At 66.4% G+C, this 16,033-nt stretch carries 15 protein-coding genes; 10 read left to right on the forward strand and 5 right to left on the reverse strand.

The window, feature by feature from the left end; genetic code table 11:
* The first annotated feature begins 15 nt into the window (after window positions 1–15).
* On the forward strand, window positions 16–1,365 hold the full coding sequence (locus AC5RVB_RS01000; RefSeq protein ID WP_356881299.1) for a glutamyl-tRNA reductase: 1,350 nt from the start codon (window positions 16–18) through the stop codon (window positions 1,363–1,365).
* A 55-nt stretch (window positions 1,366–1,420) separates the two neighbouring features.
* Here AC5RVB_RS01000 and moeB read toward each other — a convergent pair whose 3' ends face one another.
* Window positions 1,421–2,608, reverse strand: a complete 1,188-nt coding sequence (moeB, locus tag AC5RVB_RS01005; RefSeq protein ID WP_494141747.1) for a molybdopterin-synthase adenylyltransferase MoeB — start codon at window positions 2,606–2,608, stop codon at window positions 1,421–1,423.
* A 118-nt stretch (window positions 2,609–2,726) separates the two neighbouring features.
* On the opposite strand from moeB, the gene AC5RVB_RS01010 reads away from it, so the two are divergent.
* From AC5RVB_RS01010 to AC5RVB_RS01020, 3 genes are read left to right on the forward strand one after another with little or no spacing between them, the layout of a single operon-like run.
* Window positions 2,727–3,341 (forward strand): TetR/AcrR family transcriptional regulator, encoded by a 615-nt coding sequence (locus AC5RVB_RS01010; RefSeq protein ID WP_227903614.1) that lies wholly within the window; start codon window positions 2,727–2,729, stop codon window positions 3,339–3,341.
* Window positions 3,342–3,385: 44 nt separating this feature from the next.
* Window positions 3,386–3,610, forward strand: a complete 225-nt coding sequence (locus AC5RVB_RS01015; RefSeq protein WP_227903616.1) for a DUF3107 domain-containing protein — start codon at window positions 3,386–3,388, stop codon at window positions 3,608–3,610.
* Between the two features lie 18 nt (window positions 3,611–3,628).
* Window positions 3,629–3,928, forward strand: a complete 300-nt coding sequence (locus AC5RVB_RS01020; protein WP_494141748.1) for a hypothetical protein — start codon at window positions 3,629–3,631, stop codon at window positions 3,926–3,928.
* 262 nt (window positions 3,929–4,190) lie between these two features.
* Here AC5RVB_RS01020 and AC5RVB_RS01025 read toward each other — a convergent pair whose 3' ends face one another.
* Both AC5RVB_RS01025 and AC5RVB_RS01030 read right to left on the reverse strand, forming a co-directional pair.
* Window positions 4,191–5,291 carry an SGNH/GDSL hydrolase family protein gene (locus tag AC5RVB_RS01025; RefSeq protein WP_494141749.1) on the reverse strand — a complete coding sequence of 367 codons (1,101 nt, stop codon included), beginning with the start codon at window positions 5,289–5,291 and terminating at the stop codon, window positions 4,191–4,193.
* Between the two features lie 75 nt (window positions 5,292–5,366).
* Window positions 5,367–6,080, reverse strand: a complete 714-nt coding sequence (locus AC5RVB_RS01030; RefSeq protein ID WP_227903623.1) for a ferritin-like fold-containing protein — start codon at window positions 6,078–6,080, stop codon at window positions 5,367–5,369.
* A 459-nt stretch (window positions 6,081–6,539) separates the two neighbouring features.
* On the opposite strand from AC5RVB_RS01030, the gene AC5RVB_RS01035 reads away from it, so the two are divergent.
* The gene (locus AC5RVB_RS01035; RefSeq protein WP_227903986.1) at window positions 6,540–8,189 is read left to right on the forward strand and encodes a DEAD/DEAH box helicase; all 1,650 of its coding nucleotides are present in this window, start codon (window positions 6,540–6,542) and stop codon (window positions 8,187–8,189) included.
* A gap of 13 nt (window positions 8,190–8,202) precedes the next feature.
* A complete protein-coding gene (locus AC5RVB_RS01040; RefSeq protein ID WP_227903624.1) occupies window positions 8,203–9,099 on the forward strand; it encodes a DNA-methyltransferase in 897 nt (298 codons plus the stop codon).
* Between the two features lie 69 nt (window positions 9,100–9,168).
* On the opposite strand, the gene AC5RVB_RS01045 is transcribed toward AC5RVB_RS01040, so the two are convergent.
* Window positions 9,169–10,026, reverse strand: a complete 858-nt coding sequence (locus AC5RVB_RS01045) for a PHP domain-containing protein (protein WP_227903625.1) — start codon at window positions 10,024–10,026, stop codon at window positions 9,169–9,171.
* A gap of 139 nt (window positions 10,027–10,165) precedes the next feature.
* Here AC5RVB_RS01045 and AC5RVB_RS01050 point away from each other — a divergent pair, with 139 nt between their 5' ends.
* A complete protein-coding gene (locus tag AC5RVB_RS01050) occupies window positions 10,166–11,734 on the forward strand; it encodes an aminopeptidase P family protein (protein WP_494141772.1) in 1,569 nt (522 codons plus the stop codon).
* Window positions 11,735–11,811: 77 nt separating this feature from the next.
* On the opposite strand, the gene AC5RVB_RS01055 is transcribed toward AC5RVB_RS01050, so the two are convergent.
* Entirely contained in the window at window positions 11,812–12,777 is a 966-nt protein-coding gene (locus tag AC5RVB_RS01055) for a YflT domain-containing protein (RefSeq protein ID WP_494141750.1), read from the reverse strand.
* Window positions 12,778–12,895: 118 nt separating this feature from the next.
* Between AC5RVB_RS01055 and AC5RVB_RS01060 the strand changes: the two genes are divergently transcribed.
* From AC5RVB_RS01060 to AC5RVB_RS01070, 3 genes are read left to right on the forward strand one after another with little or no spacing between them, the layout of a single operon-like run.
* Window positions 12,896–14,182: a magnesium transporter MgtE N-terminal domain-containing protein gene (locus AC5RVB_RS01060; protein WP_227903627.1), complete on the forward strand. Its 1,287-nt coding sequence runs from the start codon at window positions 12,896–12,898 to the stop codon at window positions 14,180–14,182.
* Complete coding sequence (locus tag AC5RVB_RS01065; RefSeq protein ID WP_227903628.1) at window positions 14,175–14,759, forward strand: DUF1003 domain-containing protein; 585 nt, start codon at window positions 14,175–14,177, stop codon at window positions 14,757–14,759. The genes AC5RVB_RS01060 and AC5RVB_RS01065 overlap by 8 nt, the downstream gene beginning before the upstream one ends.
* A gap of 9 nt (window positions 14,760–14,768) precedes the next feature.
* The gene (locus tag AC5RVB_RS01070) at window positions 14,769–16,007 is read left to right on the forward strand and encodes an Mrp/NBP35 family ATP-binding protein (RefSeq protein WP_494141773.1); all 1,239 of its coding nucleotides are present in this window, start codon (window positions 14,769–14,771) and stop codon (window positions 16,005–16,007) included.
* Window positions 16,008–16,033 lie beyond the last annotated feature (26 nt).

The following is a 16,033-nucleotide window of genomic DNA, read 5'->3' on the forward strand; positions in this document are numbered from 1 at the left end:
TAGTATTGACCTACTGTGGTTCTACTTTCCCTTATTGCTACGCACACCGACGTAGACCTGGAGACTGTCGCCCGCCTGAGTGCCGGCGCGTCCGAGGTCCCGTCTTCGCTGGTCGAATCCGGAACCGCCGTTACCGGCTCCGTGGTCCTTGCCACCTGCAACCGGCTGGAGGTGTACTGCGAAACGAAGTCCGACGACGACGTCGAGGCCGCACGTTCCGCCGTGGTCGCAGAGATCAGCCGGCTCTCCGGCATGAGCGAGGACCAGGTGTCCCGTTCCTTTGCCACCAATACCGGTGAATCCGTTGCCCAGCACCTGTTTGCCGTGGGCGCGGGCCTGGACTCCGCCGTGGTGGGCGAACGCGAAATCGCCGGCCAGGTGCGCCGGGCGCTGATTGAAGCCCAGGAATCCGGCACGGTCAGCGGCGGGTTGAGCAGATTGTTCCAAACCGCTTCCCGCACCGCGAAGGATGTTGGTGCCATGACAGCCCTCGGCAAGCGGGGGCTTTCCATTGTGTCCGTTGCCCTCGGCCTGGCTACCGACCTTTCCGAAGATACCGACTGGTCAAAGAAGTCAGTGGTGGTCTTCGGCACCGGCGCCTATGCCGGCGCCACCATGGCCCTGCTCAAGGACCGCGGCTGCACTGACATCAGTGTCTACTCCTCTTCCAACCGGGCCGAGTCCTTCGCCGCCTCCCGTGGCGGCCGGCCGCTGACGCGCAAGTCCCTTCCGGAAGCGCTGACCAACGCCGACGTCGTGATCGGCTGCAGCGGCAGTGACAGCCAGGTCAGTGCCGACGATGTCCGCCGCGTCCGCGCGGCAGCCGGCAAGCCGCTGATCATCATTGACCTTGCCCTCACCCACGACTTTGATCCCGCCGTCCGCGAGATCGACGGCGTCGAACTCATTACCCTGGAATCCGTCCGGCTGGCAGCCCCCGCGGAGCAGGCCGAGTCGCTGAAGCAGGCCAGCAGCATTGTTGCCGAGGCAGCCAGGAATTTCTCCAAGCAGCAGCTCAGCCGTGAAATGGATTCCGCGATCATCGCGCTGCGCCGGCACACCCTGAACGTCCTGGAGTCCGAGCTGGAAAAGGTCCGCTCCCAGCACGGTTGCTCCGGCGCGGCCGAGGAAGTGGAGTTTGCCATGCGCCGCATGGTCAAGCAGCTGCTCCACGTGCCCACGGTCCGTGCCCGCGAGCTCGCTGCCAGCGGCCAGCAGGAGGACTACATCCGCGGACTCGAAGCCCTGTACGGCATCACCGTGGACCGTGCGGACACGGCAGGCAATGCCACACCGGCTGCTCCCTCCCCCGCCGCCGAAACGGACGCAGAGGACGCCGGCCGGAATGAACCCAGGTCCGCGTAGTCTCCTGCACGGTCCCGCATAGTCCTGGCCCTGCCACCGTCCGTAGCCGGATTCCTCAGTACAGCGGTTTCTCCGGTTCCACCCGGCGCACCCATTCAAGAATCCCGCCGGTGACGTTATAGACCTCCGGGTAGCCCTCGCCGCGCAGATAAGCAGCCACTTCCGCAGACCGGCCGCCGGATTTGCAGTGCACGTACACGGGGCGGCCGGGATCGGGCCGGAACCCGCCCGCCAAAACCGTGCCCCGCGGCACCAGCCGCGCCCCTTCGATGTTGACAATCCCGTATTCCCCCGGCTCGCGCACGTCCAGAAGTTCGAAGTCGCGCTGCCCGGCGGAGCGTTCCGCGAGCAGTTCCTGCAGGACCGCCACGTCCACCTCCGGGCCGGCCGGTGCTGCCGCCGGCGCCACCCCGCAGAACGCCTGGTAATCGGTGAGCTCCGTGACCGGTCCGGCGGCCGGGTCGCGGCGGACCCTTACCTCGCGCCAGCTCATTTCCATTGCATTGAAGACCAGCACCCGCCCCAGCAGGGTCCGGCCGGTACCGGTAATCAGCTTGATGGCTTCGTTGACCATCACGGAACCGATCTGTGCACAGAGCACACCAAGCACTCCGCCCTCGGCACAGGAAGGCACCGATCCGGGTTCGGGTGCCTGCGGAAACAGGTCACGGTAGGTCGGCCCGTGCAGGCCCCAGAAGACGCTGACCTGGCCGTCAAAGCGGAGAATGGAACCCCACACGTACGGCTTGCCCAGGATCTCCGCCGCGTCATTGACCATGTAGCGGGTGGCGAAGTTATCCGTGCCGTCCACAATCAGGTCATAGCCGGAAAAGATATCGAGCACGTTTGAATTATCCAGCCGCTCCCGGTGCAGGATGAGATTCACCAGCGGATTCAGCTCGGCCACGCTGCGGGCCGCGGATTCCACCTTGGGACTGCCCACATCCGAGACCCCGTGGATCACCTGGCGCTGCAGGTTGGAAAGATCAACCACGTCGTCGTCGACAACACCGAGGGTGCCTACTCCCGCGGCCGCCAGGTACAGCAGCGTCGGGGATCCCAATCCGCCGGCCCCGACCACCAGCACCCGGGCGTTCTTTAGCCTGCGCTGGGCCTGGACCCCGAACCCGGGGATGATCAGGTGCCGGGAGTAGCGTTCGGTTTCTTCACGGGTGAGTTCCGCTCCCGGCGCCACCAATGCGGGTAGTTCCGTGGCAGGAACCGGTGAACTTGCTAAGGTCATGAAGTCCAATCTAAGCCACGGGTATGGCTCTTGGACCTGTCGCTACAAACACCCGCAGGTAAAATAATGGTCATTGTCCGTGCAGCGGACCGCGCCGGAACTGTTGAAAGGTCCATCAGTGAGTAACCAGGCAGCCGGCAAACCGGTTCGACTCCCGCGGGAGGAACGCCGCCGGCAACTGCTGAGCGCCGCTCAGGAGGTGTTCGTAACGCACGGTTTCCACGGTGCGGCAATGGACGAGATCGCCGAGGCCGCGCATGTCAGCAAGCCCGTGCTCTACCAGCACTTCCCGGGCAAGCGGGAACTGTATATGGCGCTGCTGGATAACCACCTCAATACCCTCACCGAATTCCTGGATACGGCGCTGAAGTCCACCACGGATAACAAACTGCGCGTGCGGGAAACCATGCGGGCCTATTTCCGTTTCGTCGCCCAGGACAGCCAGGGGCACCGGATGGTCTTTGAATCCGATCTGACGTCCGATGCCGAGGTCAGCGCACGCATTGAGGAATTCAATGCCCGGTTCGCCAGCAGTATTGCCGGTGTGATCGCCGAAGACACAAAGCTCTCCCATCTGGAAGCCACCCTGCTTGGGCGTGCGCTGGCCGGCATGGCGCAGGTCAGCGCACGTTACTGGCTGGAAACCGACGGCGGATTGGACATCGATGCCGCGTCCGAGCTGGTCTACCGTTTAGCTTGGCGCGGAATCAGCCGGTTCCCCAAGGAGATCTAGAGTAGATTTCGAGAAGTTCTTAATCGTTTACAGGAGGCACCACGGTGGAAGTAAAAATCGGCATTCAGAACGTAGCCCGCGAGATTGTCTTCGAGTCCGGCCAGAGCGCCGATGAAGTTGCCGACGCCGTGGAGCAGTCCCTGGCCAGCGGCGCGCTGCTGCGCCTGAAGGATGTCAAGGGCCGCCTGATCGTGGTGCCCGGAGCTTCCATCGGCTATGTGGAGATTGGCGCCGAAGAGGTCCGCCGCGTCGGTTTCGGCGCACTCTAGCCGCACCGCCGCCGGATTATGCTCAGCCTGATCCTCGTTACCCTGACCGCCGCGGCGGCCGGCCTTGCCGTCTGGGCTGCGGACCGGCACCGGGACAGATACGGTGTGCTGCTGCTCCCGGGCATCGCCGTCTGTGCCGCGATCCTGGCCTGGATTGCGTTCCAGATGGCCGGGGCCGCGTCCTTTGAATCCGCATGGATCGGATGGGCGGTGCCGGCCGCGGTAGCCGTCCTGGCCCCGCTCATCGCAGCCGTACCCATCGGCCGCAAACGGGCAGCTGCCGACGCAGCAGAGCAGGACCGGATCCTCCGGCTCTGATCCAGCCGCGCCGAGAAGGCCCGGCCGGTGCACGTTCGGGGAAATCATGCCGGGCGAGGCTGAGACGCCAATCAATAAGGTGCTCCTCCAAAAAAACACAGCTCCAAAAGACACAGCTCAATAGGACGCAGCTCAACAGGACGCAGCTCAATAACGGGACGGCACTTCGGTGCCGTCCCGTTTGCTGTTTCCGGTTCCGGTTCCGGCCGGGGACCGGCTGCCCGTCCGGGACGCGGGCGTCCTTCCGGGTGCCCGCTGCCGCTTACTGCAGGGCACGCGCCGGCCGGCCCGAGGAAAAGCCGCTGTCCACGGGCGCGATGCGTTCCAGTTCGCGGGCGAAAACCCCGGCTGTCCTGGCGTGGCCTTCGGGGCTCAGGTGCCTCCCGTCCGGCCGCATCGCCCCATTGAGGCCGTAGCGGGCCCACCAGTCCCCCGGGCTGAGGAATTCCAGCCCGGCTTCTGCTGCGGTAGCCGCGAGCAACCGGTCCACGTCCTTCCGCGGGCCGGTGCCGTCTCCGATGACTCCGACCATAAGGATCCGTGCCGAAGGATAGCTCTGGCGTACATCGCTGATCAGCCGGCGGGCGCCGCTTTGAATCTCTGCCGCTGAATGTGCGGTGTCGTTGCCGCCGCCCTGCAGGATGATCAGCGCGGGCTCTCCCCACGGCAGCAGCCACTGATGTGACTCGAGTGCCTGGGCGTATGCGGAGACCGTTCCGTTCCCGTGGGCGAATCCGGTGCCGTTGGCACCCCGGAGGATGGGCCGGTAACCGGCCTGGATCAGGCCCTGTCCAACCCAGGTCTTTATCGAAGTCTGGGAATCGCCGATCACCAGGGCGGACTCATCGACGCCGGGAACCACGCTCATTACCCGTCCGGTCACGGGGTCATACATCAGCGAACCGTTCTGGAAGTCAGTGCGGAATCCGTTCCCATGGGGGTACTCGGAGCGTATCGGAAACCCGAGGGATGCCCCCTCGGGGGTGTTCCAGACGCGATGGACGGCGTCGCGGACCAGATGCGCGCCGGTGTCGGCATTCCACAGTTCCAGGCGCGCACCGATCTGCCGGCTGCACCCGGCAGCATTACAGGTCACCTTCCCTGCCTGCACGGCCGGTGACAGCCCCGCTTTCCGCTGGGTTTCCGCCAGCACCTGCTGCAGATCCCGCCAAGCTTCCCTGGGAACGCCTGCGGGCGCAAGGCCGGCTTTGAACGATCCCGAATTCAGGGTCTTGGCGGCTGCGGCAGGCTTGGCGTATCCCGGCCGGTCCGACCCGCCGGGGCCGGGAAACGGGCTGCACAGGAGCAGGCAGGTCAGCACGGCAACACCCGCAAGCCGCCGCGCATGAAGGACTGGCCCCATTCGTTCCTCCGCGTTGGTTCCCCCGTAGCCGCCGGTCCTGGCCGTTGGCTCCCTATGGGGGAAGCGTAGCGGCCGTCAGGCAGTTAACCCCAGAAGACTCATACGTTTCGAATGATTACGTGTCAGCTGTGCGGTGAGCGCCTTGATTTCGGCGTCGACGGCCTCGCGCCCCTGCCCCTCAAGCAGGCTGCCCGGGAAGGCACGTTCCACCACTACGCGCTGGGCCTGGGTCAGGGCCTCGCCCACCAGGCGCCGGCCCCACAGTGCCAGCCGGGAGGCAAGCCGCGGATCGTCGGCCAAGGCTACCTTCAGCCGGCCCTGAAGGATCTCCCCGGGCTGTTCCGTGGCTTTTAGTCCCTGGATCAGGCTGTTGGTCTCTGCATCCAGCCAGGAGGCGACAGCCTGGTAGAAGTCATCGGAGATGGCATCCGTGACGTAGAACTTCATCAGTGACTCGTACCAGTCCGCGGGCCGGGTCCGGTCATGGAAGGCGTCCACCGAAGCCTGGAAGGGCCGCATGGCTTCTTCCGGGTCCACGCCCATGGCGGTAAGCCGCGTGCAGATCACTTCGAAGTGCGCGTATTCGTGCACCGCCAGCCGTCCGAGCGTGGCGCGGTCATGCAGCGTGGGGGAAAACCTTGCGTCGGAGGACATCCGTTCAAAAGCGGATAGCTCCCCGTAGGCGATAGCCCCGAACAGATCCGTCAGGAACCGCTGATACGTCTCCGAGGCGTCCTGTGCGTCCGTTGCGGAAGAGGCCGGCAGATCCGAATGATGCCCGTTAGTCATAACGGCCAGCGTACCCGGCGCCGGAGCCCCGAAGCACGGCGGCGGCGCGCCCGGGCCCCTCCACGTGTCACGGATGCAGGGCGATCAGCGGGTGCCGGGTAGACTGGTGAGGTAGTAACTGGATGCCCGGTCGTCTGTCGTATAAGTAACGTATGAATAGTCACGTGACCTGCTCACGTGAAGTTATTGTTTTGACCAGACCCGCAAACCCTACGCGATCTTGAATTTTCGGCCGCCGCCGTGGCCAATGGAGCACAGGCGGCCCGCAGTTGTTAGCCCGCGATCGGCTTCCGCTGGACGCGCACCGCGTGCGTGCCATCCGCTCCGGGATGGGCTGTCTCAGCCACTCGTCGAGCCTGGCACCCCGCGCTGCCTAAACTGAACGGTATTTAATTGAACACTGAACTTTCCCAGGTTGAGGACGATCGTCACCTCACCGCAGATGACAGCAACGAAGAACTGACGGTTGCCGACAGTCTGGCCACCAAGGCCGAGGCTGCGGAAATCCCCGAACTGACCTTCGCCGATTTCGGCGTTCGTGCCGACATCGTGGAATCCCTTTCCGATGCCGGAATCACCCACCCCTTCCCGATCCAGTCCATGACCCTGCCGGTTGCACTCGGCGGGCATGACATCATCGGCCAGGCCAAGACCGGTACGGGTAAGACCCTCGGCTTCGGCATCCCCGCCCTGCAGCGCGTGGTGGCGCCCGACGACGAAGGCTATGCCGACCTCGCGGTCCCCGGTGCCCCGCAGGCCCTGATTGTGGTGCCTACCCGCGAACTGGCTGTCCAGGTGGCCGGCGACCTCACCACCGCGGCCCGCCGCCGCGGTGCCCGCATTGTCACCATTTACGGCGGCCGTGCCTACGAACCGCAGATCGAGGCCCTGGCTGCCGGCGTCGAAATTGTTGTCGGCACCCCCGGACGCCTGATCGACCTCTACAACAAAAAGCACCTCTCGCTGAAGAACGTACGCATTGTTGTCCTCGACGAGGCCGACGAGATGCTGGACCTCGGCTTCCTGCCGGACGTGGAAACCCTGATGGCTGCCACCCCGGCGGTCCGCCAGACCCTCCTGTTCTCGGCCACCATGCCCGGCGCCGTCGTCTCCATGGCACGCCGCTACATGACCAAGCCCACCCACATCCGGGCTGCCGATCCCGATGACGAAGGCCTGACGAAGAAGGACATCCGGCAGGTGGTCTACCGGGCGCACAACCTGGACAAGGCCGAGGTGGTGGCCCGCATCCTGCAGGCCCGCGGCCGCGGCCGGACCATCATCTTCACCAAGACCAAGCGCACCGCGGCGAAGCTCTCCGAGGAACTCGTGGACCGCGGCTTCGCTGTTGCCGCCATGCACGGCGACCTGGGCCAGGGTGCCCGCGAGCAGGCTATGCGCGCCTTCCGCAACGAGAAGGTGGACGTACTGGTGGCCACCGACGTCGCTGCCCGCGGTATCGACGTCGACGACGTCACGCACGTGATCAACTACCAGTGCCCCGAAGATGAAAAGACCTACCTGCACCGCGTGGGCCGTACCGGCCGCGCCGGGCACAAGGGCACCGCGGTAACCTTCGTGGACTGGGACGATGTTCCCCGCTGGGGCCTGATCAACAAGGCCCTGGGCATGGACCAGGCCGAGCCGGTGGAAACCTACTCCTCCTCCCCGCACCTGTACACCGACCTTGATATCCCCGAAGGCACCAAGGGCCGGCTGCCGCGTGACAAGCGCACGCACGCCGGTATTGACGCCGAGAAAATCGAGGATCTGGGCGAAACGGGCAAGTCCGGCGGACGCAGCGGCTCCACCCGCGACGGCGGCCGCGGCCGTTCAGAGCGCAGCGGGTCGGCCCGCTCCGGCTCCCGGGAAGGTTCCCGCAGCTCCTCCCGCGAAGGATCCCGGCGCGGCGAGTCCCGCTCCGGTGAGTCCCGGCGCGGCGAGTCCCGCTCCGAATCCCGCAGTGCCGACCGTCCCGCCGAATCGCGGCAGGCAGAGGCACGGGCGGCAGCGCCCGCAGCCGACAAGGCCGCGGACCGGCCCCGCCGCAGCCGCACGCGCCGCCGCAACGGCGAGGTAGTGGCCAAGTCCAGCCCCGCCGCCGAATAGCCGCAGCACTGCTATGAGCACCCCTTTGTGGACGCCGGACGGCGGGTCGCTGGTGGTACACGCGGACAACGCGGAGTTCCTCCCGACCCTGCCGGACGGCTCCTTCACCATGATTTACGTGGACCCGCCCTTCAACACCGGGCGTGCCCAGCGCCGGCAGCAGACCACCATGGTCCGCAGTATCGACGGCAGCGGCGACCGGATCGGTTTCAAGGGCCGCAGCTACAGCACGGTCAAGGGGCTGCTCTCCAGCTACGACGACGCGTTCGAGGACTACTGGGCGTTCCTCGAACCCCGGCTGGCCGAGGCCTGGCGCCTGCTTGCCGACGACGGCACCCTCTACGTGCACCTGGACTACCGCGAGGTGCACTACGCAAAGGTGATGCTGGACGCCCTGTTTGGCCGGGACTGCTTCCTGAACGAAATCATCTGGGCGTACGACTACGGCGGACGGGCGAAAAACCGCTGGCCGGCCAAGCACGACAACATCCTGGTCTATGTGAAGAACCCGGACGCCTACCATTTCGACAACGCCGAAGTGGACCGCGAACCGTACATGGCCCCGGGCCTGGTCACCCCGGAAAAGGTGGCGCTGGGCAAGCTGCCCACCGATGTCTGGTGGCACACCATCGTCTCCCCCACCGGCAGGGAAAAAACCGGTTACCCCACCCAGAAGCCGGAGGGCCTGCTGCGCCGTGCCGTGGCCGCCAGCAGCCGCGAGGGCGACTGGGTGCTGGACTTCTTTGCCGGGTCGGGCACGCTCGGCGCGGTGGCGGCAAAGCTGGGCCGCAAATTCGTCTGCGTGGATGCGAACCCGCAGGCCATTGAGGTCATGTCGCGGCGGCTGGGCTCCGCCGCATCCGTGGTGTCCGCCGAAACGGGCCGGCCGCTACCTGCTGCAGGCGCCTGACCAACGCGGCCCCGGTGCCGGGGCAGGCTTCCGGTTCAGTCCGGCACGGTGCCGGGGCAGGCTTCCGGTTCAGTCCGGCAGGGTGCCTACGACGGCGCTGCCGGTGCCCAGTTCGGCGATGCGTACCAGCACGGCCGGGTCGGTGGTGAATTCCGCCAGCCGGTTCGGCTTGCCGGTTCCGTGGTAGTCGCTGGAGCCCGTGACCAGCAGCGAGTTCTCCCCGGCGAGCCGGCGCAGCCATTGCCGGCCCTCTTCCGGATTGTCCCGATGGTCAACCTCCACACCCAGCAGCCCGGCGTCGATCATCTCGTGGAAGGTGGCCTCGCCGACCACCCGCCCTCGTGAGGACGCCACGGGGTGCGCGAACACAGGCACTCCCCCGGCCTGCCGCACCAGTTCCACGGCGCGGGCCGGCTCCGGCGCATAGTGCGCCACGAAGTACGGGGACCGCGCAGTCAGGATCCCGCTGAATGCCGCCGAGCGGTTCGGCACCACGCCGGCCGCCACAAGGGCATCGGCGATGTGGGGCCGGCCGATAGTGGCTCCGGGCGCTACCTGCTCCTGCACCGCTGCCCAGTCGATGGGAAAGTCCTCGGCCAGGCGGGAAACCATCAGTTCCGCGCGTGAGACCCGGGCCGCGCGTGAGCGGGCGATTTCCTCCAGCAGCCCGGGATGCTCCGGATCATGCAGGTAGGACAGCACGTGCACGCTGATGCCCTCCGCACTGCGGCAGGAGACCTCCATGCCCGGCACGAAGGCCAGGCCCAGCTTCACAGCCGCCGCCGCGGCTTCGGCCCAGCCGGCGGTGGTGTCATGGTCGGTCAGGGCCACGACGTCGAGCCCGGCGTCAGCAGCTGCAGCCATGACTTCGGCGGGCTGTTCGGTGCCGTCCGAAACGCTGGAATGGGTATGCAGGTCTATTCTCACGCTTCCAATCTAACGCCCCGTTCCGCCTTCTCTTCGCTGCACCTGCGGGTACCGGCGGGAAAGGGTGTTTTGCCGCTTAGCGGGGCGGTGAGACGATGGAGGGGTGACTACAGACGCTAAGGCCTTCCCCGAGAAGGCATTGACAGAGAACACCCTGCCCGAGCCCTCCGAGGGCCAGCCGCTCGAGGACCGGGTCAACAACCGCTCACAGCGGCCCTCCTCCGAAGCGTTCAAGAAGTTCATGTCTTCCGGCTGGGCCCCCGAGTCCGGCGAACTTCCGGAGCGCGACGCCGTGGCTGATTTCGCTGCACGCCGCCGCCTTGCCCTCTCCGGGCGTTTCCCCGGCGAACGGCTGGTCATCCCCGCCGGTCCGCTGAAGGTCCGCTCCAACGACACCGACTACCGCTTCCGCGCGCACTCCGGCTTCGCCCACATGACCGGCCTTGGGCTGGACCGCGAACCTGACGCCGTGCTGGTGATGGAACCGGTGGAAAACGGCACCGGTGACGACGGCGGCAACCACACCGCCGTTCTGTACTTCCGTCCCCTCGCCGGCACCGACAGCGACGAGTTCTACTCCAACGCCCGTTACGGTTCCTTCTGGATCGGTGACCGCCTGGGCCTGGAGGCCGTCAGCAGCATGCTCGGCCTGCCCGCCCGCCACCTGGACGAAGCGGAAACCGCCATCACGAACAATGTGGGCGATCCGCAGTTCGGCGGCGTCTCCGTCCGGCTGCTGCGCGGCGTCGACGAAATGGTTGACGCCCTGGTGGACACCGTGCGGTACAACACCGCACTGGATCCGGAGAACGCCGATCTCAGCGCACTGGATGCCCTGGACGGCGAGCTCACCGAGGCCCTTTCCGAACTCCGCCTGATCAAGGACGAGTGGGAAATCGAGCAGATGAAGGCCGCCGTGGCCGCCACCGTCAACGGCTTCACCGAAGTGGTCAAGGCCCTGCCCCGCGCCATTTCCCACCCCCGCGGCGAGCGCGTTGTCGAAGGTGCGTTCTTTGCCCGGGCCCGTGAAGAAGGCAATGACCTGGGCTACGACACCATTGCCGCGGCAGGGAACAATGCCACCGTGCTGCACTGGATCCGCAACAACGGTGCGGTGCGTGCCGGTGAACTGCTCCTGCTCGACGGCGGAGTGGAAGCCGAAAGCCTCTACACCGCAGACGTCACCCGCACCCTGCCGATCAACGGCACCTACACCGAGGTCCAGCGCAGGGTCTACCAGGCCGTCCTCGACGCAGCCGACGCAGGCTTCGCCGCTGCCCTGCCCGGTGCGAAGTTCCGCGACGTGCATGCTGCATCAGTGAAGGTCCTGGCCGAGCGCCTGGACGCGTGGGGCCTGCTGCCCGTTTCACTCGAGGAGGCGCTCTCCCCCGAGGGCCAGCAGCACCGCCGCTGGATGCCGCACGGCGTCAGCCACCACCTCGGCATGGACGTACACGACTGTGCCCAGGCCCGCGCCGAGCTGTACCTGGACGGCACCATCACCGAGGGCATGGTGTTCACCATCGAGCCCGGCCTGTACTTCAAGGACACCGATCTTGCGGTGCCCGAGGAATACCGCGGCATCGGCGTGCGGATCGAGGATGACATCCTGATCACCGCGGACGGTCCGGTGAACCTGAGCGACGCCCTCCCCCGCAACCCGGGCGACGTCGAGGACTGGATGGCCGGTATCTACGCCGCAGAGTAACCACCCGGCAGCCCCCGCCGGGTACACAGAAGGCCCGCACTTTGATAAGTGCGGGCCTTCTGCGTACCTGCCGTTTCCTAGCCGCGGTGGCGGCCTTCGCCGGTGTCATCGGATCCGGAGGCGGCGGGCTGCTGTTCGGGGCTGCCCGGTTCCTCCGGTGCCTTGTCCAGCGTGGGTGCCTGTCCGGGGGAAACCCGGGCCTGTGAATCCTGTGCCTGTGATTCCTGTGCCGGCGACTCGTGTCCCGGCGAATCCGATGCCGGAGCCGGCCGGGGCGTGCGGCGGATACCGTACTGGGGACGGCCGTCCGGCAGGTCCGGGAACTGGCCGCGCCGGGTCGTTGCCCGGGCGGGGTTCTCGGTTGCCGAAACGCCGGCGGGAGCCTGACCGGTGGTGTTCGGTTCCTCCGGAGCGGTGTCCGCTGCCGGCCGGCCGTAGGGGTTGGCCCAGCCGGAGGGACGCTCGGGAGCCTGTCCCTGCGCGCCGTTGACCGGCGGATGGAAGGTGGGTGCGTTCGGTCGGGCGCCAGGCGCCTGCGGGTGTCCGGCCTGGCCGACCATGGGCAGCTGGTGCAGCAGCCGGCGTGCCTCATTGGCTGCCTCCGGGGCCACAATCACGTCGTAACTGGTGGCTATGACCTGGCTGGTGGAGGTGAAGTCCCTGCGCCCGCGCTGCAGTGCGTAGGCGAGCACGCCGAAGAGTACCCAGAACACGGCGCCGAGTGCCATGGACGGAATCAGGGAAATACCCGCGCCGCTGCCGCCGAAGAGCATCAGGGCAAGGCCCACAAAAAGGCCGAACCATGCACCGGTGGCTGCACTGGAAAGCGCAACCCGCGGATACGTCAGCCGGCCCGTGACCCGTTCCACTGACTTCAGTTCGTTGCCGACAATCGAAACCATCTGCACCGGGAACTTGCTGTCAGCGAGGTAGTCCACTGCTTTCTGGGCGTCCAGGTAGGCGGTGTACCGTCCTACGGTTTCGCCCTGGGGCAGGCTGCGGCCTGTGTCCGGCTTGGGTGTGGCACCAAATAGGTTCGACATTTCCCCATTCTCTCGCATGGGCGTCCCGGAAGGGTAACGTATCGCTGGCAGTGAACGGTCCGCTGCCGGCCTACCTTTTAATACGGCGTTAGCTGCGGGCACAAAGTAGCCTAATGATGTGAGCACAAATCCTACCCGTGTCTTTATCGCGCGCCTGCTCGGCCTAGATGTCTTCGATCCGCTCGGTGACCGTCTGGGCCGGCTGCGCGACGCCGTCGTGCTCGACCGCGGTCCCGGCCGGCCGCCGCAGGCGGTGGGCATTGTGGTGGAGGTACCCGGCAAAAAACGCGTTTTCGTTCCGCTGACCCGCATCACCTCCATGGACCCGGGACAGATCATCTGCACCGGGCTGGTCAATCTGCGCCGGTTTGAACAGCGCGGCGCGGAGATGCTGGTGGTCGCAGAGCTCTTTGACCGCCGGGTCAAGCTGCGTGACGGCAGCGGCGACGCCACCATCGAAGACATTGCCATTGAACAGAACCGTGCCGGGGACTGGCACGTGTCCAACCTTTTTGTGCGCCGCGGCGGGTCGGCGTCCCGGCTGGGGTCCCTGCGCCGGCGCGGCGAGCAGATGATCGTGGATTGGAAGGACATCGTCCACTGGGACACCTCCGGGCCCCAGGCTGCGACCTCCTTCGTGGCGCAGAATGATGATCTGAAGGCCGCCGACTTCGCCGAGGCGCTGCACGAGATGAGCGGAAAGCGCCGTATCGAAGTCGCCAGCGAACTGCAGGACGAGCGCCTCGCAGACGTGCTCCAGGAACTCCCCGATGATGACCAGGTCGAGATCCTGCAGTCCCTCCATGTGGAACGGGCGGCCGATGTGCTGGAGGAGATGGATCCCGATGACGCGGCCGACCTGCTCAACGAGCTGCCGGAGGAGCAGAAGGAAGAACTGCTGCAGCTGATGGAGCCCGAAGACGCCCGTGACGTCCGGCGCCTGATGAACTATGAGGAAGACACCGCCGGGTCGCTGATGACCCCGGTCCCGGTCATCCTGCCGCCCGAAGCCACGGTGGCCGAAGCACTGGCCCATGTGCGCCGGGAGGAACTCACCCCCGCCCTGGCCTCCTCCATCTACGTGTGCCGCCCGCCGCTGGAGACGCCCACCGGGAAGTATCTCGGCGTGGTGCACATCCAGCAGCTGCTCCGTTCCGCTCCTCCGGAGGCACTGGGCAACATCCTGGACACGGACCTGGAACCGGTCCGGGACTACGCCACCATCAGCGAGGTCTCGCGGATGCTGGCCACCTACAACCTGAATTCACTGCCGGTCATCAGTGACGCCGGACGGCTGGTCGGGGCGGTGACGGTGGACGACGTGCTGGACCACCTGTTACCGGACGACTGGCGCGTTTCCGACGAGACCGGCCCGATAACGCAGCAGGGAAGGAAAAATGGCTGAGAAGATCAAGTCGACGACCAGCGGCCTGGATACTCCCCGCACTGCACGCACGAGATGGCTGCCCCGGCTCTCCCCCAACCCGGATGCCTTCGGCCACGCCACGGAGAACTTTGCCCGGTTTATGGGCACCCCGCAGTTCCTGGTCTACATGACCGTTTTCTGTGCGGTCTGGCTCATCTGGAACACCTGGGGTCCGGAATCGGCCCGGTTCGACAGCGCTGCGCTTGGTTTCACCGTCCTGACGCTGATGCTCTCGCTGCAGGCCTCCTATGCCGCACCGCTGCTGCTGCTGGCCCAGAACCGGCAGGATGACCGTGACCGTGTCTCCGTCCGTCAGGACCGGGAACGCGCCGAACGCAATCTGATGGACACCGAGTACCTCACCCGGGAAATCGCCGAGCTGCGCATTGCCCTGCGCGAAGTTGCCACCAGGGACTATGTACGGTCCGAAATCCGCGGACTGCTCGAAGAACTGCTCGAAGCCAATGACGAGGACGGCGGCAGCAGGCGGCGCCGGCGTAATGGCGAGGGAGCCGATGCCATGCCCAAACTCAATCCCGGCGGGAGGGACAGCTAGGCCGTGACACTGCCCGAACCCGCTTCCCCTCTGGAAGCACAGGTACTGCGTGCCCTCGACGGCGTCCAGGATCCGGAGTTGCGCAGGCCCATTACCGAGCTTGGAATGCTCAAAGGCGTCACCGTGGACGACGCCGGCAATGTCGCGGTCCAGGTCCTGCTGACCATCGCCGGCTGCCCGCTGCGCGGCACCATCACTGCCGACGTCGAACGTGCCCTTGCCGCGGTCCCCGGAGTCCGCAGCGTGGGCGTGGAGCTGGACGTTATGACGCCCGAACAGCGCAACGCCCTGAAGGACCGGCTGCGCGGCGGCGACCCCGTGCGCACCATCCCGTTCAACCGGCCGGATTCACTCACCCGCGTCTACGCGGTGGCCAGCGGAAAGGGCGGTGTCGGCAAGTCCAGCGTCACCGTGAACCTCGCTGCAGCCATGGCGGCCCAGGGGCTGCGTGTGGGAATTGTCGACGCCGATGTGCACGGGTTCTCCGTGCCTGGCCTGCTGGGCATTACCCAGCCGCCCACCCGCGTGGATGAGATGATCCTGCCGCCGGTGGCCTACGGGATCAAGACCATCTCCATCGGCATGTTCGTGGACGGCAACCAGCCGGTGGCCTGGCGCGGGCCGATGCTGCACCGCGCGCTCGAACAGTTCCTGACCGATGTGTACTTCGGCGACCTGGATGTGCTGTTCCTGGACCTTCCCCCGGGCACCGGGGACATTGCCATTTCCGTGGGCCAGCTGCTTCCCGGCTCGGAAATCCTGCTGGTCACCACTCCGCAGAGCGCGGCAGCCGACGTCGCTGAGCGGGCAGGCAGCGTGGCCCGGCAAACCGGCCAGAAAGTCACCGGCGTGATTGAGAACATGTCATGGCTGGCACTGCCGGGCGGTGAACGCCTGGAGGTCTTCGGCTCCGGCGGGGGCGCAGCGGTTTCCGGCCGGCTGGGCGACGCGCTCGGGTACCCGGTGCCGCTGCTCGGAAGCATTCCCCTGGACGTTTCCCTGCGCGAGGGAGGCGACAACGGCCGCCCGGTGGCGCTGGGTCCTGACGGCGGCGCCGGAGATGACGGCCACGCAAAAATCGGTACCGTGGAAGACGGGGACAGGGAAGATACTGTCGGAGCAGATACCGCTGGGGAAGATACCGCCGGGGAAGATACCGCGGCGGCTGAACTCCGCCGCATTGCACGGAATCTGGCACGCCGGCCCCGTGGGCTGGCCGGCAGGAACCTGGGCGTCAGCCCCGTCTAAAACCGGGCAGGCTGCCTCCGCGGGGG

Source organism: Arthrobacter sp. Y3225209 (assembly GCF_059090685.1).